Origin of the sequence: Salinibacterium sp. TMP30, from assembly GCF_038397785.1 — a bacterium.
Taxonomy (GTDB): domain Bacteria; phylum Actinomycetota; class Actinomycetes; order Actinomycetales; family Microbacteriaceae; genus Rhodoglobus.
On record NZ_CP151642.1, the window covers coordinates 1,312,610 to 1,336,378 of the forward strand.

General features: G+C 56.7%; 20 protein-coding genes and 1 tRNA gene. 17 read left to right on the forward strand and 4 right to left on the reverse strand.

The window, feature by feature from the left end; all coding sequences use genetic code 11:
• Positions 1-67 precede the first annotated feature (67 nt).
• Positions 68-150, reverse strand: a tRNA-Leu gene (locus AADH44_RS06390).
• A gap of 39 nt (positions 151-189) precedes the next feature.
• On the opposite strand from AADH44_RS06390, the gene AADH44_RS06395 reads away from it, so the two are divergent.
• Positions 190-795 (forward strand): response regulator, encoded by a 606-nt coding sequence (locus tag AADH44_RS06395; RefSeq protein WP_341954847.1) that lies wholly within the window; start codon positions 190-192, stop codon positions 793-795.
• 58 nt (positions 796-853) lie between these two features.
• Here the strand turns inward: AADH44_RS06395 and AADH44_RS06400 are convergent, their stop codons facing one another.
• The gene (locus AADH44_RS06400; protein WP_341954934.1) at positions 854-1,285 is read right to left on the reverse strand and encodes a hotdog fold thioesterase; all 432 of its coding nucleotides are present in this window, start codon (positions 1,283-1,285) and stop codon (positions 854-856) included.
• Between the two features lie 59 nt (positions 1,286-1,344).
• On the opposite strand from AADH44_RS06400, the gene polA reads away from it, so the two are divergent.
• From polA to rpsA, 4 genes are all read left to right on the forward strand, one after another.
• Positions 1,345-4,011: a DNA polymerase I gene (gene polA, locus AADH44_RS06405; RefSeq protein WP_341954849.1), complete on the forward strand. Its 2,667-nt coding sequence runs from the start codon at positions 1,345-1,347 to the stop codon at positions 4,009-4,011.
• Positions 4,012-4,058: 47 nt separating this feature from the next.
• The gene (locus AADH44_RS06410) at positions 4,059-4,325 is read left to right on the forward strand and encodes an HPr family phosphocarrier protein (protein ID WP_341954851.1); all 267 of its coding nucleotides are present in this window, start codon (positions 4,059-4,061) and stop codon (positions 4,323-4,325) included.
• 46 nt (positions 4,326-4,371) lie between these two features.
• A complete protein-coding gene (locus AADH44_RS06415) occupies positions 4,372-6,090 on the forward strand; it encodes a DUF885 domain-containing protein (RefSeq protein WP_341954852.1) in 1,719 nt (572 codons plus the stop codon).
• Between the two features lie 222 nt (positions 6,091-6,312).
• Complete coding sequence (rpsA, locus tag AADH44_RS06420; protein ID WP_341954854.1) at positions 6,313-7,779, forward strand: 30S ribosomal protein S1; 1,467 nt, start codon at positions 6,313-6,315, stop codon at positions 7,777-7,779.
• Between the two features lie 165 nt (positions 7,780-7,944).
• Here rpsA and AADH44_RS06425 read toward each other — a convergent pair whose 3' ends face one another.
• Positions 7,945-8,535, reverse strand: a complete 591-nt coding sequence (locus tag AADH44_RS06425; RefSeq protein WP_341954856.1) for a DUF4126 domain-containing protein — start codon at positions 8,533-8,535, stop codon at positions 7,945-7,947.
• Between the two features lie 39 nt (positions 8,536-8,574).
• Between AADH44_RS06425 and coaE the strand changes: the two genes are divergently transcribed.
• Both coaE and uvrB read left to right on the forward strand, forming a co-directional pair.
• Entirely contained in the window at positions 8,575-9,192 is a 618-nt protein-coding gene (gene coaE / locus AADH44_RS06430) for a dephospho-CoA kinase (protein ID WP_341954857.1), read from the forward strand.
• Positions 9,193-9,226: 34 nt separating this feature from the next.
• Positions 9,227-11,299 (forward strand): excinuclease ABC subunit UvrB, encoded by a 2,073-nt coding sequence (uvrB, locus tag AADH44_RS06435; protein WP_341954859.1) that lies wholly within the window; start codon positions 9,227-9,229, stop codon positions 11,297-11,299.
• Positions 11,300-11,309: 10 nt separating this feature from the next.
• On the opposite strand, the gene AADH44_RS06440 is transcribed toward uvrB, so the two are convergent.
• The gene (locus tag AADH44_RS06440) at positions 11,310-12,362 is read right to left on the reverse strand and encodes a glycosyltransferase (RefSeq protein WP_341954861.1); all 1,053 of its coding nucleotides are present in this window, start codon (positions 12,360-12,362) and stop codon (positions 11,310-11,312) included.
• 67 nt (positions 12,363-12,429) lie between these two features.
• On the opposite strand from AADH44_RS06440, the gene uvrA reads away from it, so the two are divergent.
• The 10 genes from uvrA (at position 12,430) to AADH44_RS06490 (ending at position 23,769) form a co-directional block, all read left to right on the forward strand.
• Positions 12,430-15,303, forward strand: coding sequence for an excinuclease ABC subunit UvrA (gene uvrA / locus AADH44_RS06445; RefSeq protein ID WP_341954863.1), 2,874 nt, complete (start codon positions 12,430-12,432; stop codon positions 15,301-15,303).
• 72 nt (positions 15,304-15,375) lie between these two features.
• Positions 15,376-17,298, forward strand: coding sequence for an excinuclease ABC subunit UvrC (gene uvrC, locus AADH44_RS06450; RefSeq protein WP_341954865.1), 1,923 nt, complete (start codon positions 15,376-15,378; stop codon positions 17,296-17,298).
• A gap of 12 nt (positions 17,299-17,310) precedes the next feature.
• The gene (gene rapZ, locus AADH44_RS06455; RefSeq protein WP_341954866.1) at positions 17,311-18,186 is read left to right on the forward strand and encodes an RNase adapter RapZ; all 876 of its coding nucleotides are present in this window, start codon (positions 17,311-17,313) and stop codon (positions 18,184-18,186) included.
• Between the two features lie 45 nt (positions 18,187-18,231).
• Entirely contained in the window at positions 18,232-19,212 is a 981-nt protein-coding gene (gene whiA / locus AADH44_RS06460; protein ID WP_341954867.1) for a DNA-binding protein WhiA, read from the forward strand.
• A 108-nt stretch (positions 19,213-19,320) separates the two neighbouring features.
• On the forward strand, positions 19,321-19,947 hold the full coding sequence (locus tag AADH44_RS06465; RefSeq protein ID WP_341954868.1) for a superoxide dismutase: 627 nt from the start codon (positions 19,321-19,323) through the stop codon (positions 19,945-19,947).
• 108 nt (positions 19,948-20,055) lie between these two features.
• Entirely contained in the window at positions 20,056-21,063 is a 1,008-nt protein-coding gene (gene gap, locus AADH44_RS06470; protein WP_341954870.1) for a type I glyceraldehyde-3-phosphate dehydrogenase, read from the forward strand.
• 12 nt (positions 21,064-21,075) lie between these two features.
• On the forward strand, positions 21,076-22,293 hold the full coding sequence (locus AADH44_RS06475; protein WP_341954873.1) for a phosphoglycerate kinase: 1,218 nt from the start codon (positions 21,076-21,078) through the stop codon (positions 22,291-22,293).
• Positions 22,281-23,078: a triose-phosphate isomerase gene (gene tpiA, locus AADH44_RS06480; protein WP_341954875.1), complete on the forward strand. Its 798-nt coding sequence runs from the start codon at positions 22,281-22,283 to the stop codon at positions 23,076-23,078. The genes AADH44_RS06475 and tpiA overlap by 13 nt, the downstream gene beginning before the upstream one ends.
• A 46-nt stretch (positions 23,079-23,124) precedes the next feature.
• The gene (secG, locus tag AADH44_RS06485) at positions 23,125-23,373 is read left to right on the forward strand and encodes a preprotein translocase subunit SecG (protein WP_010202547.1); all 249 of its coding nucleotides are present in this window, start codon (positions 23,125-23,127) and stop codon (positions 23,371-23,373) included.
• Positions 23,374-23,406: 33 nt separating this feature from the next.
• Positions 23,407-23,769, forward strand: coding sequence for an RNA polymerase-binding protein RbpA (locus AADH44_RS06490; RefSeq protein ID WP_341954877.1), 363 nt, complete (start codon positions 23,407-23,409; stop codon positions 23,767-23,769).

The window sequence follows — 23,769 nt, forward strand, 5'->3', positions numbered from 1 at the left end:
CGACATAGTCGCTAATCTGTGAAGAGATTGGGGCGATACCGCCCATCAGTTCAGGATCATCAGGTTGTGCCGGATGTGGGACTCGAACCCACACGTCCTTTCGAACAAAGCATTTTGAGTGCTCCGCGTCTACCATTCCGCCAATCCGGCTGACTACAACGATGAATAGAATACCGTAGGCTTGCTGGCGTGACTGACCAAAACACCAATCAAACTGCTCCTCGCCGCGTCGTCGTTGCCGAAGATGAGTCGCTCATCCGCATGGACATCGTAGAGATCCTCCGTGATGCTGGCTTTGAGGTTGTCGGTGAAGCTGGTGATGGCGAAACGGCTGTCGCCCTAGCGACTGAACTGCGCCCCGACTTGGTCATCATGGATGTCAAGATGCCTCAGCTTGATGGCATCTCGGCCGCTGAGCGACTGAGCGCCAACCACATCGCGCCTGTGGTTCTTCTCACCGCATTTAGCCAGAAGGAACTCGTAGAGCGGGCCTCTGAGGCGGGAGCTTTAGCGTATGTCGTTAAGCCATTCACGCCAAGCGACTTGCTCCCCGCGATCGAGATTGCGCTGAGCCGATATGCACAGATCATTACTCTCGAAGCCGAAGTCAGCGATCTGGTCGAGCGTTTTGAGACCCGCAAGCTTGTTGATCGCGCTAAGGGTCTACTGAACGAGAAGATGGGCCTCAGCGAGCCCGATGCTTTCCGTTGGATTCAGAAGGCATCCATGGATCGTCGGCTGACGATGCACGACGTGTCCCAGGCGATCATCGACCAGCTGAGCGCCAAGAAGTAGAGCACTGACCTTCGCCGGCGTCGCCCTACGACGCCGCGCTGTGAAGCCCCGTGCCTTGCTACGCGGTGTGGCGATCTTTGAGGATGTTCGTAATGCGAACCGTTGATAGTCGACGGTCTTGCTCGTCCCGGATCACAATCTCGTGAGTTGCCAAAGTTCGGCTCAGCGCGATGGCGGTGCACGTAGCGGTGACGATTCCCGAGCGCGTTGCGCGGGTGTGAGTCGCATTCACTTCGATACCCATGGCGACTCTTCCGGGACCAGCATGAATAGCTGAAGAGATTGATCCCAGTGATTCACCGAGAACGACATGCGCGCCCCCGTGCAAGATGCCGATTACTTGGGTATTGCCCTCAACAGGCATTGTGGCAACCGAGCGATCTGCGCTGAGTTCCAAGAATTTGATACCCATCTTGCGGGTCAGCGCACCTCCTCCTGACTCAATGAGACGTGCCACGAGTTCAGGATCGAGGTCTTCGGGATACTTCACAGAGGTGCCCTTCACGCTAAGTCGTTCCGGCTGTCAGCAGCCCCGGCTAGGCTGGCTGCGTGTCGGATAATCAAAAGCCTACCCTCATGATCATCGACGGCCACTCGTTGGCCTTCCGAGCGTTTTATGCGCTTCCGGTCGATAGTTTTCAGAACCGCGAGGGGCAACACACCAATGCCATCCACGGCTTCCTGTCGATGCTCATTTCGCTACTTCAGAATGAGAAACCCACGCATTTAGCGGTCGCCTTCGATATTTCTCGGTATTCATTCCGCACGAGGGAGTATCCGGAATACAAGGGGACTCGTGGCGAGACGCCTCCAGAATTTGTCGGTCAGATACCTCTGCTCGAAGAAGCTCTCACAGCGATGGGCGTGCAGACGCTGAGCAAGGAAGACTACGAAGCCGACGACATCCTCGCGACCCTGGCGCATGAGGGCGCAACGAACGGCTACCGGGTCCTCGTTGTTTCTGGTGACCGTGACGCCATCCAGATGGTCAACGACGATGTGATGCTGCTGTATCCCAATGCTCGCGGCGTTTCCGAGTTGAAGCGCTACGACCGCGACGCAGTCTTTGAACGCTATGGCGTGGAACCCCACCAGTATCCGGATGTTGCTGCTCTGGTTGGTGAGACAAGTGACAACCTCATCGGCGTCGACAAAGTGGGCGAGAAGACCGCGGTCAAGTGGGTCAATCTCTACGGGTCACTTGACGAAGTGCTTGCTCATGCCGATGAGATCAAGGGCGTTGTCGGTCAAAATTTGCGCGACCAAATGGATCGGGCTGTGCGCAATCGCAAGCTCAACCACTTGCTCACCAACGTTGAGCTTCCTGTCTCTGTCGGCGATCTTGACCGCCGTCCGATTAATGAGGCTGCCGTTCAGGAAGTCTTTGATCGTTTGCAGTTCAAGACTCTCCTTCAGCGTGTTCTTAAAATCGCGGCGGCTGAGCGCGGCGACGAGCCAACCACTTCCGCTCCCGTCGATACTGCTGCCTCTGTTCCGGTAGTGCGCACCATGGTGGATGAAGAGCTCGCCAAGTGGATCGATACAAACAGCGTTCACGGCACGAAGCCGCTTGGACTTACGCTCGCAATCGTCGATGGCACCGTGACAGGGCTTGGGTTAGCGACACCATCCGAAACTGCCTTCGTGCCGTGGGCTGCCGAACGGCTCGATTACGTTGCGCTCACCGAGTGGTTGGGCAGCGATGCACCGAAGTTCATGCACTCGGCCAAAGCCCAACTCAAGCTCGCTTCAGCAAATGGTCTCACCATCGCAGGAGTTGCGTTCGACACGATGCTCGCAGCGTGGGTGCTCAAGCCCAGCGGCAAGCCCGAGGAGCTAGAAGCTCAGGTCTACAACTACCTCGGCGAAACGATTGAGCAGAGTGACCCCAATCAACTGGTGCCAGAAACAGAGGCGTTGAGTCCGGCAACCATGTCTTGGTATGTAGTGCGCGTCGCTGAATATCTTGCTGGGCGGCTCGATGAAGGCTCGCTCGGTGTGCTGACTGACATTGAGATGCCGCTCGTTCCGGTATTTGCTCAGATGGAGCGCACAGGCATCGCCGTGAATCGGCAATTGCTTCACGATCTCAGCACTTCATTGTCAGAAACGGCGGCCGAAGTCGCACGCAACGCGTTTGAGGTAATCGGGCGCGAAATTAATTTGGGCAGCCCCAAGCAGTTACAAGATGTGCTGTTTACGCAACTGGAGATGCCCAAAACCCGTTCGAACAAGACCGGATATTCAACGGATGCTGCCAGCCTGACTGACTTGCAAGAACAGGCACCACATCCATTCCTTGATCTGCTGCTCAAGCACAGGGATGCCACCAAGCTCGTTCAGATCATCACCGGCATCGAGAAGGCGATCGATGAATCCGGCCGCGTGCACACTACCTACGAGCAAGCAGGATCGAGCACCGGACGCATCGCATCGAATGATCCCAACCTCCAGAATGTGCCGGTCAAGACGGCCACGGGGCGCCAGATCCGTTCTGCGTTTGAGGCGGGTGCAGGATTTGAGACGCTGTTAACTGCCGACTATTCGCAAATCGAGATGCGAATCATGGCTCATTTGTCGGGAGACGAGGGTCTCATCCAGGCATTCAATGAGGGGGAAGACCTGCATCGGTTTGTCGGTTCCCGCATCTTCGGCGTCGAACCTGCCGATGTCACTTCCGAAATGCGCACGAAGGTTAAGGCGATGTCCTACGGGCTGGCCTATGGGCTCAGCGCCTTTGGACTCAGCAAGCAACTCCGCATCGAAACCAGCGAAGCGAAGGCGTTGATGACCGACTATTTTGCTCGATTCGGTGCTGTTCGCGAGTATCTGCGCAACGTTGTTGAGCAGGCACGAGTTGATGGCTACACGACCACTATCTTCGGCCGACGCCGCCCGTTTGGCGATCTCAATTCGAAGAACCGCGTATTGCGAGATAATGCTGAACGCCAGGCGTTAAACTCTCCCATTCAGGGTTCGGCAGCAGACATCCTCAAAATCGCAATGTTGCAGATAGACGCAGATATTCATTCAGAGGGCCTTAAATCGCGGATGCTGCTCCAGGTTCATGACGAACTCGTCTTCGAAATCGCTGGGGGAGAACTCGAGCGAATGACTACTATTGTTCATGAGCGGATGTCAGGAGCGGCGACGCTTTCCGTTCCCTTGGACGTTCAAATAGGAACCGGGCACAACTGGGATTCCGCAGCCCACTAGGCCCAACGATCACCACAGAGGGCCATAACCGCCGCGAAGGAGTCGACATGACGAGCAGAACCGTAACGATCGGATCGAAAGTCGGGCTGCATGCTCGACCTGCGTCCATATTTGCCCAGGCAGTCGGCACTTGTGGGGTGACGGTGATGCTCACTGACTCTTCAGACAAGACTGTCAATGCGGCGAGCATCCTGAGTGTGCTCTCGATGGGGATTGAATTCGGTGACACTGTGACGCTCACATCCGACGACGATGATGCGGATACTGCGCTCGATTCACTTGCTGAATTGCTTGCCAGCGAACTAGACAACTAACGCGTCAACTAGCGAGACCACTCGACACAGAGAGAGTCAGACGACGATGTCAGATTCGAAGCCGCAAGCCGAAAGTACTGAATCCAACAGCACACGCGAGGCCACTCCGATCGACGAGATTGCCGAGGATTGGGTAGAAACGCTTGCGGAGCTTAATCCCGCCATTGCCACGTGGATTGGTTTGCCAGGGGATCACTCGGGCTATGCCGATTATTCTCCTGACGGCCACGCTCGCATGATAGCTGCCACTCGTGATGTGCTGGCGCGTTTAGAGGCTGCAAGAGTTGCCGACGACGTTGATCTCGTCACGAAGACAGAGATGGTTTCGACCTTGCGGCTTAACCTTGAGTCCAACACTGCCGGCTTGTGGATGCGCGATCTCAACAACTTGGCAAGCCCCCCTCAAGACATTCGCGGCGTGCTAGACCTCATGCCCACTGCGTCGGGTGACGACTGGTCGGTAATCGCTGATCGGTTGCACAACATTCCGGCGGCCATCGATGGGTACATCGCTACGCTTCGTGAGGGGATCGATCAGGCCGTCGTGCCGGCTCAGCGTCAGGTTGCCGAGGTTATCGCTCAGGCGAAGCAGATTTCGGCATCCGGAGGCTTCTTTGATGATTTTATTGTGGGAGCGCTGACTCTCGCCAGTGACGACTCCGCGCTTGAGAGTGCTCTCAATCACGGGGCTGCTGTGGCGGCCACGAGTTTCCAGAAACTAGAAGAATTCTTGCGAACAGAGCTTGCACCGAGGGCAACGACGGAAGATGCAGTTGGCCGTGACCTTTATGCGCTCCAATCCCAGAGTTTTCTCGGCGCGAAGATCGATCTTGATGAGACCTACGAGTGGGGCATCGAGGAACTAGCCCGGATGACCCGGGAGCAAGAAGCCATTGCTCGCGAGATCAAGCCGGGGGCGACGGTTGCCGAAGCAATCGAGCATCTCGACTCAGATCCGGCGCGAACATTACACGGCACCGAAGCCCTGCGCGAATGGATGCAGAAGCTCAGCGACGACGCAATCACGGCACTGGCGGGCACCCACTTTGATATCGCAGAACCGATGCGTGCACTTGAATGCATGATCGCTCCGACACACGACGGCATCATCTACTACACGGGGCCGAGTGACGACTTCTCGCGCCCAGGACGTATGTGGTGGTCGGTGCCCGAGTCGGTAACTGAATTCACGACCTGGCGTGAAGCCACGACGGTGTATCACGAGGGTGTGCCTGGTCATCACCTGCAGATCGCGCAGGCGGTATACAACCGCGATCAACTCAACAGGTACCGTCGGCAGTTGGCTGGTTCGTCTGGTCACGCCGAGGGCTGGGCGCTATATGCGGAACGGTTCATGAGCGAACTGGGTTTTCTCGATGACCCGGCCGACCGTTTTGGCATGCTTGACGGCCAACGGATGCGTGCTGCGCGCGTTGTGCTCGATATCGGAGTGCATTTGGGCAAGCCCAAGCTTGACGGCACGGGTGTCTGGGACTGGGATTACGCGCTTGACTTCATGACGAGCAACGTCACCCTCGATCCTGCGAACGTTCGATTCGAAGTCAACCGCTACTTTGGGTGGCCAGGACAAGCGCCATCGTACAAAGTCGGGCAGCGTATTTGGGAAGAGCTGCGAGATGAATGTAAGGCTCGCGAGGGTGCGGCTTTCGATCTGCGGGCATTCCATCATCGCGCACTGAACGTTGGGGGAGTAGGACTCGATACCCTGCGAACCGCCCTCTTGGCTCCGTACGGGCACGGCTAACATTAACGGCGACTCTTCTCGCACGTGTGGCCAGCAACTTCGCGGTCTAACGGTGGAAACACCGCTCATCACGGGTTGGTTTTCCCGCACATGAGGCGCTAGGCTGGAGTGTCGCTAATGCGACTTCTTATTCGCCTGCCTTCGGCGATCACAAATCAACAATACGCCGTCGGCCCAATTATGCGCTTCTTGAAGTGCAACCCATACCGGAGCTACTACTACATGACAATCGCAACGACCGACAAGGCACCCAAGCAGGTCGCCATCAATGACATTGGATCTGCTGAAGATTTTCTCGCCGCGGTCGAAAAGACGCTGAAGTTCTTCAACGATGGTGACCTTATCGAAGGTACCGTCGTAAAAATCGATCGTGACGAGGTTCTCCTCGACGTTGGTTACAAGACCGAGGGCGTAATCCCCTCCCGTGAGCTTTCCATCAAGCACGACGTTGACCCCACTGAGGTTGTTAACGTTGGCGACACCGTTGAGGCACTTGTACTTCAGAAGGAAGACAAAGAAGGCCGCCTCATCCTGTCCAAGAAGCGCGCACAGTACGAGCGTGCCTGGGGCGACGTCGAACTGATCAAGGAATCGGATGGCGTTGTCACCGGTTCAGTCATCGAAGTTGTCAAGGGTGGACTCATCGTTGACATCGGACTTCGTGGATTCCTCCCCGCATCGCTCATCGAGCTGCGTCGCGTTCGTGACCTCACGCCGTACCTCGGCCAAGAGATCGAAGCCAAGATCCTCGAACTCGACAAGAACCGTAACAACGTTGTTCTGTCGCGTCGCGCCCTTCTTGAAGAGACCCAGTCGGCTAGCCGCACCTCGTTCCTCAACAACTTGGCCAAGGGTCAGGTTCGCAAGGGCGTCGTTTCCTCTATCGTTAACTTCGGTGCGTTCGTTGACCTCGGCGGCGTCGACGGCCTCGTTCACGTTTCTGAGCTCTCGTGGAAGCACATCGAGCACGCTTCAGAAGTCGTTGAAGTTGGCCAAGAAGTCACCGTTGAGATTCTTGAGGTTGACCTCGAGCGCGAGCGTGTGTCGCTGTCACTCAAGGCAACTCAGGAAGACCCATGGCAGGTATTCGCCCGCACCCACGCAATCGGACAGGTTGCGCCCGGTAAGGTCACCAAGCTCGTTCCGTTCGGTGCGTTCGTTCGCGTCGCAGACGGCATCGAGGGTCTCGTGCACATCTCTGAACTGTCGGGCAAGCACGTTGAGCTCGCAGAACAGGTTGTTTCGGTTGGCGACGAGGTATTCGTCAAGGTCATCGACATCGATCTCGAGCGTCGTCGCATCTCGCTGAGCCTCAAGCAGGCTAACGAGGGCGTAGACCCCGAAGGCACCGAGTTCGACCCGGCGCTCTACGGAATGCTCACCGAGTACGACGACCAGGGCAACTACAAGTACCCCGATGGATTCGACCCTGAAACCAACGAATGGAAAGAGGGCTTCGAGTCACAGCGCGAGAAGTGGGAGCAGGACTACGCTGCCGCCCAGGCGCGTTGGGAACTGCACAAGAAGCAGGTTACCGCTGCAGCGATTCAGGAAGAGTCGATCAGCAGTGCACCCGCCGGAGCATCCTCGTTCTCGAACGACGACGCTGCATCGAGTGCTGGCTCGGGAACGCTTGCAGACGACGAGACTCTCGCCGCACTTCGCGAGAAGCTTTCGGGCAACAACTAGTTCCTAGTTGAACGTTTGTGGCCAGTCTCCTCCGGGAGGCTGGCCACAGTCAGTTAACGGTAGTTGTTGTTCCCGTGCAGCGATCGAACACGGTGTGCAGAGCGCGAGCACCTGTCGAAGCACATTTTCCGGTGACAGGCACGGGGCTGTAGACGCTGAGGGACGCTACTGTCGCGCAAGTCGTGCACGCCGAGAGCGCCGAATGCGCAGCACGACGAGGGCGACTAAACCGATAAGCACGATGAATCCAACCACCGGCACGAGCAGCGCCATGAAGCTCAACAGCACACTGCTGACGTCTTCGGCGGCACTCACTACAGGAGCTGCCATACCTGCAGTTGCAGCGTTGAGTGCAGGACGGGCAAGCATTTTGGCGGTGTGGGTAGCAAAGGCGAGAACGACGCCGATAGCAACAGGAACCCACGCGTTTGAGGTGAAGAAAGCGGCGGGATCGGTCACTACTGCAGTCTCTGACGCAGCACCGGTACCGAATGCGATACCTCCCGCTGCGGGCCGCACGACACTCTGGATCCAGTCGTTGATGGAATCCACCACCGGGACCTTGTCTGCGACAATTTCGACGATGAGGAGCAAGCCAAGTACCCCGAGCACCCATGGGTTCTCGAGCCAAACCCACGCGGCTGGCAGCTCTACGAAGGTGAAGACTCGCCCAGCGAGCCCCAAAATCAACAGCGGAATGTAGGCATTGAGCCCGGCCGCGACAGCCAGGCCACTACCGGTAAGCACCTCAAGCATCCGGAGTTCCTTTCAACACGCTGAGGCTAGCATTAGAGGATGCACTTAATAGCGCTCACCGGCGGTATCGCGTCAGGTAAATCGACGGTTGCGCGTCGTTGGCAGGAACACGGGGCAGTTGTTGTCGATGCGGATGCTTTGGCTCGTGAAGTTGTCGAGCCCGGTTCTCCGGTGCTCAACGCGATCGCGATCCGTTTCGGGCCCGAGATGCTTTCTCCCGATGGTTCCCTGAACAGAGCAGCCCTCGGTGCGATGATTTTTGGCGATGCCCAAGCTCGGCAAGCGCTTAACGGGATTACCCATCCCGCTATCAGCCGACTCGCACAGCGTCGTTTCGACGAGGCTGAGCGCAATGACGCGGAGGCGATTGTCGTCTACGACATCCCCTTGCTGGTTGAATCTGCCCAATCGTTGGATCGATTCGAGGCAGTTATCACCGTGGAGGCAGAGCCTGAGGTTCGCGTACAACGGCTGATTGATCACCGGGGGATGGCGAGGGACGAAGCGAAGGGTCGCGTGTTATCGCAAGCTTCGTCGGACGAGCGTCGGGCGGTTGCTGACTTTGTTATTGATGCGAGTGGCTCACTTGCCGATACACAGAATCGAGCGGATGCGGTCTGGTCATCACTCTCGGAGCGGTTGCGCTGTCGGCTCTAATCAAGTTGTCAGTGCGCGTGTTTAGACTTGAGTAATGCAACCAACTCGCTCAGTGCGTCCGTTTGAGGTGATCAGTGAGTACTCGCCTTCTGGAGATCAGCCGGAGGCGATCAAGCAACTCGCCCAGCGCATCAATGCGGGCGAGACCGATGTTGTTCTGCTGGGTGCTACCGGAACGGGAAAGTCCGCGACGACAGCCTGGCTGATTGAGCAAGTGCAGCGTCCCACGCTCATCATGTCGCACAACAAAACTCTTGCAGCGCAACTGGCAAATGAGTTCCGTGACCTCATGCCAAACAACGCGGTCGAGTACTTTGTCTCCTACTACGATTACTATCAGCCTGAGGCCTACATTCCTCAGACGGATACGTTCATCGAAAAGGATTCTTCGGTCAACGCCGAGGTCGAACGTCTCCGCCACTCCACGACCAACTCTCTACTGAGCCGCCGTGACACTGTCGTTGTTTCCACTGTGTCGAGCATTTACGGATTAGGTGCCGCAGAGTCTTACTTAGAGGCCATGATCGCGCTCCAAGTAGGAATGCGTATCGATCGTGAAACACTTATCCGCAAGTTTGTCGGCATGCAATACCAACGAAATGACTACGACTTCTCGCGCGGAAACTTCCGTGTGCGTGGCGACACGATCGAGATCATCCCTGTTTACGAAGAGCTTGCCATCCGTATCGAAATGTTCGGTGACGAGATTGAGGCACTATATTCACTGCATCCGCTCACCGGCGAAATCGTCAAGAAGATGGATGCGGTCTCCGTATTCCCCGGCACTCACTACTCAGCGAGCCCGGAAACGATCAAGCGTGCGATCGTCTCTATCCAAGAAGAGCTTGCTGAACGTCTTGGCGTGCTTGAACGTCAGGGAAAGCTCCTTGAAGCGCAGCGGCTGCGGATGCGCACAACCTTTGACATCGAGATGATGGAGCAGATTGGTTTTTGCAACGGCATCGAGAACTATTCACTCCACATGGATGGTCGCCAGCCTGGGGAGCCGCCAAGCTGTTTGCTCGACTACTTCCCGGAGGATTTTCTCGTCGTCATCGATGAGTCGCACGTCACCGTGCCACAAATTGGAGCGATGTATGAGGGCGACGCATCGCGAAAGCGCACGCTCGTCGAGCACGGATTCCGACTGCCGAGCGCACTCGATAATCGTCCCCTCAAGTGGGAAGAGTTTTTAGACCGTGTTGGGCAAAAAATCTACCTTTCGGCTACGCCCGGAAAGTACGAGCTCGGCATTACCGACTCAATTGTTGAGCAGGTCATCCGCCCCACTGGTTTGATCGACCCACAGATCGTGGTCAAGCCATCGAAGGGACAAATAGACGATCTCCTTGAGCAGATCACGATGCGCGTGGAGAAAAACGAACGCATTCTGGTGACAACGCTGACGAAGAAGATGGCCGAGGAGCTTACCGAGTTCCTCTCAGAGCACGGTGTACGAGTCCGCTACCTTCATGCCGACGTCGACACTCTGCGTCGGGTCGAACTTCTCACTGAACTTCGTCAGGGTGTGTACGACGTTCTCGTTGGTATCAACCTGCTCCGCGAGGGTCTCGACCTTCCCGAAGTCTCGCTTGTCGCCATTCTCGATGCCGACAAAGAAGGCTTTTTGCGTTCGTCGACCTCGCTCATTCAGACCATCGGTCGTGCCGCCCGAAATGTCTCCGGCGAAGTTCACATGTATGCGGATGTCGTCACTCGCTCCATGCAGTTCGCGATCGATGAGACTGATCGGCGCCGCGAGAAGCAGGTCGCCTACAACACCGAGCACGGCATTGACCCTCAGCCACTTCGTAAAAAGATCGCCGATATAACCGACGCATTGCTCCGTGAGGGCGCTGATACGGCTGAACTGCTCTCCAGCCGCAACAGAGGAGGCAAGAAGCGTGCTCCCACACCGAATCTTTCGCACGAAGGCATAGCGGCCACCGGCGGAAACGATCTTGAGCAGATCATTTCGGACCTCAACGAGCAAATGCTGCAGGCAGCATCCGAATTGAAGTTCGAACTCGCAGCGAGACTGCGCGACGAGGTTCAAGACCTCAAGAAGGAGTTACGGCAAATGGAGCAGGCCGGCCATTTGCGCTAGCGGCACGTTCTCACGCGAGTGATTCGTGAAGCTCAACCATTGCTCGCGACACCGGCATCGCGTCGAAAGCCAGCGCGGTCTCTCGAGCTGCTCGTCGACGGCTCTCTACCGATTTCTCGCTGAACACCGCAACCGCGTGCACAATCTGAGCCGGGTCAGCGTCCGTAGTCACACCGCTACCATCACGAAAGTCAAAGCTGTGATCAGTGCTTCCGGTCATTATTACCGGCGTACCGGATGCTAAAGCCTCTATCGCTACAGCGTGGCCGGCACTGCCATCGACAGTCACAAGAGCAAAGTCGGCGGTTGCAAAAACTTCAGAGCGTTCAGAGAGCGAGAGACCACGGGCACTCAAAAACTGTACGGGGAGTCCGTGCGCGCTTCGCTCAAGGCGAGAACGCAAGGGTCCGTCGCCAAGGACCACGAGATGAACATCTGTGCCGTCGTCAGTGAGTTCTCGAATCGCATCAATCGCTAGCGACACCGACCCTGCAGCGGTGAGGGGGGCAGCGCACACCACAATGAGATCTGCACCGCTGGTGTCACGGAGAGTTGAGTTGTGCCGCAGTGGGGTAAAAATCTCGAGGTCTACCACTGGCCGCATCATCACTATATTTGCGGAAGCGCACTGTGCAGGCGTGAACGTTGCGCTGTGGATGCCACACACCACACGATCGTAGTTTTCCCAAGACTTATTGGTGGCCAAGTCTGCGGCCACATCGTCGGCGAACAACACCGCAGGCACGTGGTTCTCTCTGGCCCAGACTCCAAGCTGACGAAAGCTGAGTCGATCAGCAACTTCTAAGCGGTCAGGAACTAACCGATCGAGTGCGCGACGAATGGCGAATGGGATCCGGACGAATCCCCTCCGCAGCGCTGCCCCGCGTGCGGGAACAGTAACGACAGTTCCGTACTCAGTCCAGGCCACTGATGCGACCGTTCCTGGCACGATAACGGAGAATTCGTGGCCCGCGGCTCGATAGGCGATACCGCGTGTTCGAACTGCGCTCGACGGCGAAAGCGCCGACGCAGAAAAGAAACTGGTCACATGGACGATATGCATATGTCTATTATCGCGCGCATCGGGCAAACGTTCAGGCAATGTCAGTGGTCTCCGTAGAATAGTAAGAGTGACTACTGCACAGTCGATCCCCAATTCTCACCTCAGCGTCCGCGGCGCTCGAGTTCACAATCTTAAGAATGTAGACCTCGAAATACCCCGCGATTCTCTCGTCGTCTTCACCGGGCTTTCTGGTTCTGGCAAATCGAGCCTCGCGTTCGACACAATCTTTGCTGAAGGTCAGCGCCGCTACGTTGAGTCGCTTTCCGCGTACGCCCGTCAGTTTCTCGGACAGGTTGACCGCCCTGATGTCGACTTCATCGAAGGACTTAGCCCGGCTGTTTCCATCGACCAGAAGTCGACGAACCGCAACCCTCGTTCCACCGTGGGAACGATCACAGAAATCTACGACTACATGCGTCTCTTGTGGGCACGTATCGGCGTGCCACACTGTGCTGTCTGTGGCGAGAAGATTGAACGTCAATCAGTTCAACAAATCGCGGACCAGCTCATGAAGTTAGAGAGCGGCACCCGCTACCAGGTAGTCAGCCCGGTTGTCTCGCAGAAGAAGGGTGAATTTGTCGACCTCTTCGCCGAGCTCGCATCTGGTGGATACTCACGAGCGATCGTCGACGGCGTCGTCGCGCAGTTGAGCGACCCGCCCAAGCTTAAAAAGCAGTACAAGCATGATATTTCTGTTGTCGTAGATCGGCTTGTTGCCAATGACGACATTCTCACGCGTCTTACTGATTCCCTTGAAACGGCACTCCGACTTACTGACGGCACCGTTGCCATCAACTTTGTTGACGAAGAGGGAGATGCTGCCTGGCGCTCATTCTCCGAGAAATTGTCTTGTCCGAACAATCACCCCATCCAACTCACCGAAATCGAACCGCGAACGTTCTCTTTTAATGCTCCTTTCGGGGCTTGCCCGGAATGCTCTGGTCTGGGTACTCGCATGTCGATCGATGCAGATCTTCTCATCGCCGACGATTCGGTCAGCTTGTCAGAGGGGGCAATCCTGCCGTGGACTAACTCTGGAAAGGGCCTCTACAACTACTTCGAGAAACTCCTCGGTGGCTTAGCGCAGGATCTGGACTTCTCTCTTGACACACCGTGGGGAGAATTGCCTGAAGATGCTCGTGACGCAATTCTCACGGGCAACAATTTCAAAGTTTCCGTCAAGTGGAAGAATCGCTTCGGTCGGGAGATGAAGTATTCGACCGGATTCGAGGGGGTAATTCCCTACATCGAGCGCAAATATCTCGAAGCTGAGACTGACGTACAGCGCCAACGGCATGCGGCTTATTTGCGTGAGATTCCGTGTCCGGTGTGCCACGGAAAGCGACTCAAACCAGAAGTGCTCGCCGTGACTGTCGCTGACCGCAACATTTCTGACATTTGTGAGCTGAGCCTCATCGATGCCTACGATTTTATGAATCGCATCACCCTCTCCGAGCGCGATGCTCGCATCGCAGCTCAGGTGCTGCGAGAGATTCGCCTTCGACTTGAGTTCCTCGTCGAGGTCGGATTGAGCTATCTCAATCTTGCTCGCGCGGCGGCAACTTTGAGCGGTGGCGAAGCGCAGCGCATCCGGCTCGCGACCCAAATTGGTTCCGGTCTCACTGGCGTTCTCTACGTGCTGGATGAGCCAAGCATCGGCCTCCACCAGCGTGACAATCGTCGATTGATCGAAACGCTCGTCAAGCTGAAAAACCTCGGTAACACGCTCATTGTCGTTGAGCACGACGAAGACACTATTCGAACAGCAGACTGGATCGTCGATATCGGGCCGGGCGCAGGGGAGCATGGCGGTGAGGTCGTTCACTCCGGTTCGTACGTTGACCTGCTGAAGAACACCAAGTCGATTACCGCTGACTATTTGTCGGGACGCAAAGCGATTGAGACGCCCAAAAAACGTCGACCGGTAGACCGTGAACGTCAGATTACTGTCGAGGGTGCGAAAGCAAACAATCTACAAAATGTGACAGTGAAGTTCCCACTCGGAACGTTTACCGCCGTCACCGGAGTCAGTGGGTCGGGCAAGTCGAGCCTGGTCAACGACATCCTCTACAAAGTGCTCGCGAACGAACTCAATGGTGCCCGGCAAATCCCGGGAAAGCACACTCGGGTTACTGGTCTTGAGAACCTCGACAAGGTTGTGCACGTTGACCAGAATCCGATCGGGCGCACTCCTCGGTCAAACCCCGCAACGTACACGGGAGTATTCGACAAGATCCGCACGCTTTTCTCTGAAACTGGAGATGCGAAGGCACGCGGCTACCTTCCCGGCCGCTTTAGCTTCAACGTGAAGGGTGGCCGCTGCGAGAACTGCTCAGGCGATGGCACTATCAAGATTGAAATGAACTTTCTACCCGACGTATACGTCGCCTGCGAGGTGTGTGGGGGCGCTCGTTACAACCGCGACACGCTTGCCGTCAAGTACAAATCAAAGAATATCGCTGAAGTACTCGACATGCCCATCAGCGAAGCCGCTGAGTTCTTTGAGGCGATCTCAAGCATCCATCGCTACCTCAAGACACTTGAAGAGGTGGGACTCGGCTATGTGCGTCTCGGTCAGAGTGCAACCACACTCTCTGGTGGCGAAGCCCAGCGCGTAAAGCTCGCTACAGAGCTACAGAAGCGATCGATGGGGCGCAGCATTTACGTACTTGATGAACCAACAACGGGCTTGCATTTCGAGGATGTCCGCAAGCTGCTTTTGGTTCTCAACGGTTTGGTAGACAAGGGAAACACAGTGATTGTGATTGAACACAATCTGGATGTGATTAAGTCTGCAGATTGGCTCATCGATCTTGGGCCTGAAGGTGGCGCTGGGGGTGGTGAGCTCCTGTTCACGGGCACGCCGGAGAAGCTTGCGAAGGTGAAAGATAGCCACACTGGTCAGTTCCTCGCAGAGGTTCTTAGCGGCAATCGTGTCTAGCAAAAGAACAGTTGTCTAGTGTGATGACTGTATCTGGCGCAGAGCCGGTCTCGAAGCGCGAAGGGAAACAGGATGACAAAGACCGTCAGTTGGCGTCCCCGCGCCGGTGACATTCCTTCAGAGCCTGGCGTCTATCGGTTCACCGATGATCGCAAGCGGGTTCTCTATGTCGGCAAAGCGAAAAATTTGCGTTCTCGCCTGAGCAACTATTTTGCGCCATTGTCTTCGCTGCACGAGCGAACTCGCAGAATGGTGCTCTCCGCTACCAACGTTGAGTGGACGATCGTCGGCAACGATTTCGAAGCACTGCAGCTGGAATACACGTGGATCAAGGAATTCGACCCGCCATTCAACGTCCAATATAAGGACGACAAGTCTTATCCCTATCTCGCTCTCACTATGGGCGACGCAGTTCCTCGCGTGTTGGTGACTCGCAACCGCAATTTGCCGAATGCTCGTTACTTTGGTCCCTATTCTCGAGCGTGGGCGATTCGAGACACCGTGGATGTCATGCTCAAGGCATTCCCCATGCGCAGCTGCTCACAATCCGTATACAAGCGAGCGCAACAGACGGGGCGTCCATGCCTCCTTGGTGATATCGGAAAGTGTGCGGCCCCCTGTGTGGGCCGAGTGACGCTCGAAGAACACAAGTCGATTGCCGTCGACTTTGCCTCGTTCATGGCAGGCAATGACTCGCGGATGCTCAACTCGATCCGTGAGCGTATGACTCACGCCGCAGCTACTCAAGACTACGAGTCGGCCGCGCGGTATCGGGATCAGATCGGTGCGATGGAGACAGCACTCGCGAAGAATCAAATAGTCTTATCGGAAGATGTCGATGCAGACTTTTTCGGTATCGCGCATGACGAACTCGCTGCCGCAGTGCAACAGTTCGTTGTACGTGGTGGTCGAATCCGTGGGGTGCGGGGCTGGGTTGTAGACAAAGAGCTCGACGTCGATCTCGGTGGCCTAGTGGAGTCTGTGCTTCAGAATGCTTACGACGATACGTCCCCTCCACGGGACGTTTTGGTACCGGCATTGCCCGAGGACAGCACAGCACTTGAGGAGTGGTTGGCGCAACGCAGGGGCTTGGGCGCTCGAGTGCGCTTGCATGTGGCTAAGCGGGGGGAGAAGGCTGCACTCGCACAGACGGTCGAGACAAACGCCAAAAATGCGTTGATGCTCTACAAGTCAAAGCGCAGTGGTGATTTCGTCGCACGCTCTCAGGCACTTGCCGATATTCAAGAGGCGCTGGGTATGTCTGAAGCCCCACTCCGCATGGAGTGTTTCGATGTCTCGCATTTGTCAGGAACTAACGTCGTCGCCTCGATGGTGGTGTTCGAGGACGGCTTGCCGAAGAAACAACACTATCGACGGTTCAACATCGCGGAAACCACTGACGATACGGACTCCATTTACCAAGTGCTCAAGCGCCGGCTCGCCTATCTTGCGGCGGGTGCAACGGTCCCCGATGCTGCCGCCGCGGCGTCCGACGCCGACGGTGCCGAGCAGGGTGAGTCTCACGAGCTACCCGCGGCGACGACGAAATTCGCGTATCCACCGCAATTGCTTCTTGTCGATGGGGGCCAGCCTCAGGTTTCCGCTGCTCAAAGGGCGCTTGAAGAATCTGGAGTCTCGGGTATCCAGCTCGCCGGAATCGCGAAACGGCTCGAAGAGATCTGGCTGCCCAACTCAGACTTTCCCGTCATCCTTCCTCGCAACAGCGATGCGCTTTTTCTGATCCAACGACTGCGAGATGAAGCTCACCGCTTCGCGATCACCCACCAGCGACAGCGGCGTTCGAAAGATGTTTCGTCAGTTCTTGCGACAGTGCCGGGGCTAGGACCATCGCGGATCAAGGCTCTTCTTCAGCATTTTGGGTCTGTAGCCCGACTCCGCGCGGCCTCTGCTGTGGAGATCATCGAAGTCCCCGGGATCGGAGCTTCGACCGCGGAAGCAATCATCGAGAAGCTGGGCCAACCAGACCTCAGGTAGTCTGAGCACACCATGAAACCCGCTACCGAACAGCAAGAGATGCTCATCGTTACCGGCATGTCAGGTGCAGGGCGATCAACTGTTGGCAACGCTCTCGAAGACCTCGGTTGGTATGTCGTCGACAACCTCCCACCCCAAATGCTTCTTCCTTTAGTCGACTTAGCGCACCGCGCAGGAGATTCCCTTCCCCGCGTAGCCGCCGTTATCGACGTGCGCGGGGGAAAACTTTTCTCTGACGCGCAAGAGGCGATTGAATCGTTGCGGGGATCGACGTCGCTCAGAGTGCTGTTCCTTGATGCTGAGGACGCGGCGTTGGTTCGTCGCTTCGAGCAAGTGCGGCGGCCGCATCCCCTTCAAGAGGAGGGCACTCCGCTCGATGGGATTGCCGCGGAGCGCACTCGAATGGCTGAGATTCGTGCTAGCAGCGACATCATCATCGACACGACTGATCTCAACATCCACCAGCTTGCAACAACCATCATCGAGAAGTTTTCTGCGGAGAACGATGCCGGTTTGCGTATTACTATTGAGAGCTTCGGATTTAAGTATGGCCTTCCAGCAGACGCCGATATGGTTGCTGACTGCAGGTTCTTGCCCAATCCTTTTTGGGTACCTGAACTCAAAGCGCTTGACGGACTTGATGAACGAGTGCGCGCATACGTGGTCGGGGCAACCGGAGCGCAAGAGTTCATTGCAGACTACGCACGAGCTCTTGAACCAGTTTTCGCCGGGTATCAGCGCGAGAATAAACGACACGCAACGATCGCGATCGGTTGTACCGGTGGCAAACATCGGTCAGTCGCAGTCGCAGAAGAACTGTCGGCCATTCTGAGTGGATTGCCCGGAGTAGCCGTCAGCATTAAACATCGGGATCGCGGACGAGAGTAGATTGCTCGTCCATGAAGACCACCATCGTGGAAGGAAGGCCAGTTAGTGGCATTAACTGCTGAAGTAAAAGACGAACTGGCACGAATTCAGTTGGGCAAGACCACCGAGCGCGCGGCTGAACTAGCGACAATTTTGCGCTTCTCGGGCGGATTGCACCTGATTTCGGGACGCATCGCCGTCGAGTCTGAATTGGAGACTGAGATTCTCGCGCGTCGGGTGCGACGTGACATCGCCGAGCTCTACGGCGTGCGCTCTGAAGTGTCGCGTGTGGCATCTTCTGGGGGTCGCCGCTCAAACAATCTTTTGGTTCGCGTTCTTGAGGGGGGAGAGACCCTCGCCCGCCAGACGGGACTTTTGGATGCTCGACGCCGACCGATTCGTGGGCTACCCAACCGCGTGACTACCGGTGGTCGAGGTGAACTCGCTGCCGTCTGGCGCGGTGCGTTTCTGGCTGCCGGATCACTCACCGATCCTGGGCGTTCCGCTGCTCTCGAGGTCATCTGCCCGGGCAACGAAGCAGCAATGGCGCTTGTCGGCGCAGCAGGCCGTCTGCGTGTAGCTGCAAAAGCGCGCGAGGTGCGCGGTGTGCACCGAGTTGTTGTCCGCGACGGTGAGGCCATCAGCGCAATGCTCACCATCATGGGGGCGCAAACCACGGTTGTTAGCTGGAACGAACTGCGTCAGCGTCGCGAAGTACGAGCGACAGCAAATCGATTGGTGAACTTCGATGACGCGAATCTGCGCCGATCCGCGCAGGCTGCGGTCGCTGCGTGTTCGCGAGTCGAACGTGCGCTTGAAATTTTGGGTGACGACGTGCCCAAGCATCTTCGGTACGCGGGCGAACTGCGGTTGAGCCACCGCGATTCAAGTCTCGACGAGCTTGGCCACCATGCCGACCCGCCGATGACCAAGGATGCTGTTGCCGGGCGCATTCGACGACTGCTTGCAATGGCAGATAAGCGAGCCAGCGACCTCGGAGTACCAGGAACTGAAGCAAACCTGCCCACCGAGTTGGAGGAAGCTTAGCGTTCGATGCATGCGACACGAGTGTCGTATGCACGTGGTTAGACTGGAAGTAATCGCCTGCTTGTGCTTGCCAGCCCCGCAGGCTTCAAGATTCTAGGAGGATTTCCGATGGCTGAATACACCCTTCCCGAACTTTCATACGACTACTCGGCGCTTGAGCCAAGCATCAGCGCCACAATCATGGAGCTGCACCACAGCAAGCACCATCAGGCATACGTCACCGGTGCAAATGCCGCAATCGCGGGTCTGGCTGAAGCCCGTGACTCTGGAGATCTTTCAAACGTCAACAAGCTTGAGAAAGACCTCGCCTTCAACCTCGGTGGACATGTCAATCACTCTGTCTTTTGGACAAATATGTCGCCTAATGGTGGAGACAAGCCGACGGGTGACCTCGAGAGCGCGATCAACGACCACTTCGGATCGTTCGATAAGTTCACCGCGCACTTCACTGCAACAGCAATGGGAGTGCAGGGTTCAGGCTGGGCCGTTCTGGCATGGGACTCCATGGGAGAACGCCTCATCATCGTTCAGTTCTTCGACCAGCAGGGCAACCTTCCTGCCGGCATCGTGCCGCTGTTGATGCTCGATGTCTGGGAGCACGCGTACTACCTTGACTACAAGAACGTGCGTGCTGACTATGTCAAGGCGTTCTGGAACATCGTTGACTGGGCTAACGTCCACGACCGCTTCAGCGCAGCGCGCTCGAAGACAAACGGTCTCCTGCTACTCTCGTAGCGGCATCGTGGCCGGGTTAGGCCCCGGCTTTAGCCCTGTCTCCGCTAAATGCATTACCCCACCACTACAGCACGACGCGTCGTAGACGCCTGATTTTCTGGAGCAACAGTGAGCGTAAAAATCGGTATTAATGGTTTCGGTCGCATTGGTCGCAACTTTTTTCGAGCGGCTATGGCCAAGGACAGCAACATTGAAATCGTTGCCGTCAATGACCTCACGGACAACAAAACTCTCGCTCATCTCCTCAAGTACGACACCATCACGGGTCGGCTAGACGCTGAAGTTACCTTTGACGACGAGCAGATCGTCGTTGACGGCACGGCAATAAAGGTGTTCGCCGAGCGTGACCCCTCGAACCTGCCTTGGGGCGATTTGGGCGTTGACATTGTGATCGAGTCAACCGGCCACTTCACTAAGTCTGTTGATGCTTCTCAGCACATTGCTGCGGGTGCCAAAAAGGTTATTGTTTCGGCTCCTGCAACGGGCGATGGCGTCGCAACTGTGGTCCTCGGAGTTAACGAGGGAGACTACGACCCCGCCGTGCACCACATCATCTCGAACGCGTCGTGTACTACCAACTGCCTTGCGCCGTTGGCAAAGGTATTCATGGACAACTTCGGCATCGACACCGGATTCATGACGACGGTTCACGCATACACCGCAGACCAGAACCTTCAGGACGGGCCACACAGGGATCTACGACGGGCTCGCGCCGCCGCACAGAACGTGATCCCCACGTCGACTGGTGCGGCCAAGGCGCTGGGCGTGGTAATTCCTGAGCTGGTCGGAAAGTTGGATGGCTACGCCTTGCGCGTTCCCGTGATCACGGGATCGATCACCGACCTCACGATCACAACGTCATCTGAGGTGACCGTCGAACAGGTCAATGCCGCGTACAAGGCTGCTGCTGAGGGTCCGCTTAAGGGCATCCTCAAGTACACCGAAGACGAGATCGTATCCAGCGACATCGTTGGCGACCCCCACTCGTCGATCTTTGACGCGGGACTCACCAAGGTCATCGGTAACCAGGTCAAGGTTGCGTCGTGGTACGACAACGAGTGGGGATACTCCAACCGCCTCGTAGACATCGCAGAGTACGTCGGCGAACGTCTCTAGCCCGCGACGAATATGAGCCTCAGAACTCTTTCCGCGCTATCGGATCTCCGTGGTAAGCGCGTCATCGTGCGTTGCGACCTGAACGTGCCTCTCAAAGACGGCCGAATTACGGACGATGGCAGAATTCGCGCTTCGCTGCCGACCCTTAACGCGCTCATTAACGAGGGTGCACGTGTCGTTATCGTGTCGCACTTGGGCCGGCCCAATGGCGAACCAGATGCGCAGTACAGCTTGGAACCGGTCGCACAGCGGCTTTCGGAGCTTCTCGGTAAGGCTGTCGTGTTCGCCAAGGACAGCGTTGGTCACGCGGCAGAGCAAGCCGTTGCCGAGCTCGAAGACTGCGGCGTAGCGCTACTAGAGAATCTGAGATTCAATTCAGGTGAAACATCCAAGTCAGAGACGAAACGCGAAGAGTTTGCTAGCAAACTCGCTCGCTTTGGCGACGCGTTCGTCTCTGACGGTTTCGGTGTCGTTCACCGCAAGCAAGCTAGCGTTTTCGAACTAGCAAAAATTTTGCCCAGCGCAGCCGGATTGCTTATCGAGACCGAACTCGACGTTCTCGAACGCTTGACGGTAACGCCTGAGCGACCGTACACGGTGGTACTAGGCGGGTCCAAGGTATCCGACAAGCTCGATGTCATCGGATCCCTTCTCCCACGCGTAGATTCACTCCTCGTCGGTGGGGGGATGCTCTTCACCTTCCTGGCCGCTCAGGGGCACAAAGTTGGTGCGAGCTTGCTCGAGACAGATCAGCTTGAGACGGTCACGAAATATCTCGCGCAGGCGAAGGAGCTCGGTGTCGAGATCATTCTCCCCTCCGATGTCGTCGTAGCCGAGTCGTTCGGTCCTGATGCCGCCCACGTTGTGACGGCTGCCGATCAGATCGAGAGCACTAAGTTTGGTTCCGCTGGAATTGGCCTCGATATCGGCCCCGAAACCGCAGCACGATTTGCCGATGTCATTCGAGCATCTAGGACGGTGTTCTGGAATGGCCCCATGGGCGTTTTTGAATTCCCCGCGTTTGCTGCTGGAACATTAGCGATCGCCAAGGCATTGACTGAGACTGAAGGATTCGGAGTAGTCGGTGGAGGCGACTCTGCTGCTGCCGTTCGAGCACTAGGTTTTGACGACGACCAATTTGGTCACATTTCTACGGGTGGTGGAGCGAGCCTTGAGTTCCTCGAAGGTAAGCCGCTCCCCGGACTGGAGGTCCTCGGATGGCAAATTTGAAGCGTGTTCCCCTGATCGCGGGCAACTGGAAGATGAATCTTGACCATCTCCAGTCGATCGCCTTCGTACAGAAGCTCGCCTGGACGCTTAACGATGCACATCATGATTTTGGTGTCGCGGGCGCCGAAGTAGCTGTGTTCCCACCCTTTACTGATCTCCGGTCGGTGCAGACGCTCGTTGCGGCAGACAAGCTTGACGTCCGTTTCGGTGGTCAAGACCTTTCGGAGCACGAGTCTGGTGCGTTCACGGGCGAAATCTCGGGGGCATTCCTTGCCGCGCTCAACTGCCGCTACGTATTGGTGGGCCACTCAGAGCGTCGCACGATGCACGGGGAGAATGACGAACAGCTATCGCGCAAGGTTGCGGCGGCGCTTAAGCACGGTGTGATTCCAGTACTTTGCGTCGGTGAAACTGCTGACGACCTCGAACAGCATGGTCCTAGCGCTGTGCCAGTAGCGCAGCTCAGGGCTGGACTGGCGGGCATCTCTGGTTCGCCCGAGATTGTCGTGGCCTACGAACCTGTTTGGGCAATCGGCTCGGGAAAGGCGGCAACGCCCGAGCAGGCTGAACAGGTTGCTGGCCGGCTTCGTGAGACCTTAGCGGAAGTGCTCGGTGATGATGTTGCAGCGGCGACTCGGATTCTCTACGGCGGTTCGGTAAAGTCGACGAACATTGCTAGCTTGATGCGAGAGCCCAATATTGATGGTGCTCTTGTCGGCGGCGCGAGTCTCGATGTTGCTGAATTTGCCAGCATTTCGCGCTTCTCCAAGCACGTCGGCACCTAGACGTTATACTGTTCGAGGCCTGTACGGCCTGTTCGAAAGGTTCTTTGTGGAAATTCTCCAGGTTGTGTTGCAGGTCTTGCTCGGTATTACGAGCTTGTTGCTCACACTTCTTATCTTGCTTCACCGTGGTCGCGGTGGAGGCCTCTCCGATATGTTCGGTGGGGGAGTAACGTCCAACCTCGGTGCATCGGGTGTTGCTGAACGCAACTTGAACCGCATCACGGTGATCCTCGGAGTCGTGTGGATCAGCTGCATCGTTGTTCTTGGACTCATCACCAAGTTTGACGGCGCGTAAATAACCTCCAGCCTCACGAGACAAGGGAACATAGTGGCATCAGGCGGTAGTGCAATTCGCGGATCGCGCGTTGGCGCGGGTCCCATGGGCGAACAAGATCGTGGCTTTCATGCCGAGCGCATTCAGGTTTCCTACTGGGATGCGTTGGGCAATGAGACGGTGCGTTTCTTTGCGGCCAACCTTCCCGACGAGGAGATCCCCGAGACGATAGATTGCCCGTCGTCCGGGCTTCCTGCTGGCCGCGATAAGGAGAACCCTCCTTCGGTGGCAAAGCTCGAGCCATACAAGACTCATCTTGCCTATGTAAAAGAGCGCCGTAGTGACGACGAGGCAGCTGAATTGCTTGAAGAAGCACTCGTGCAGCTGCGCACTCGTCGAGGAACAGCTGGTTCCTAA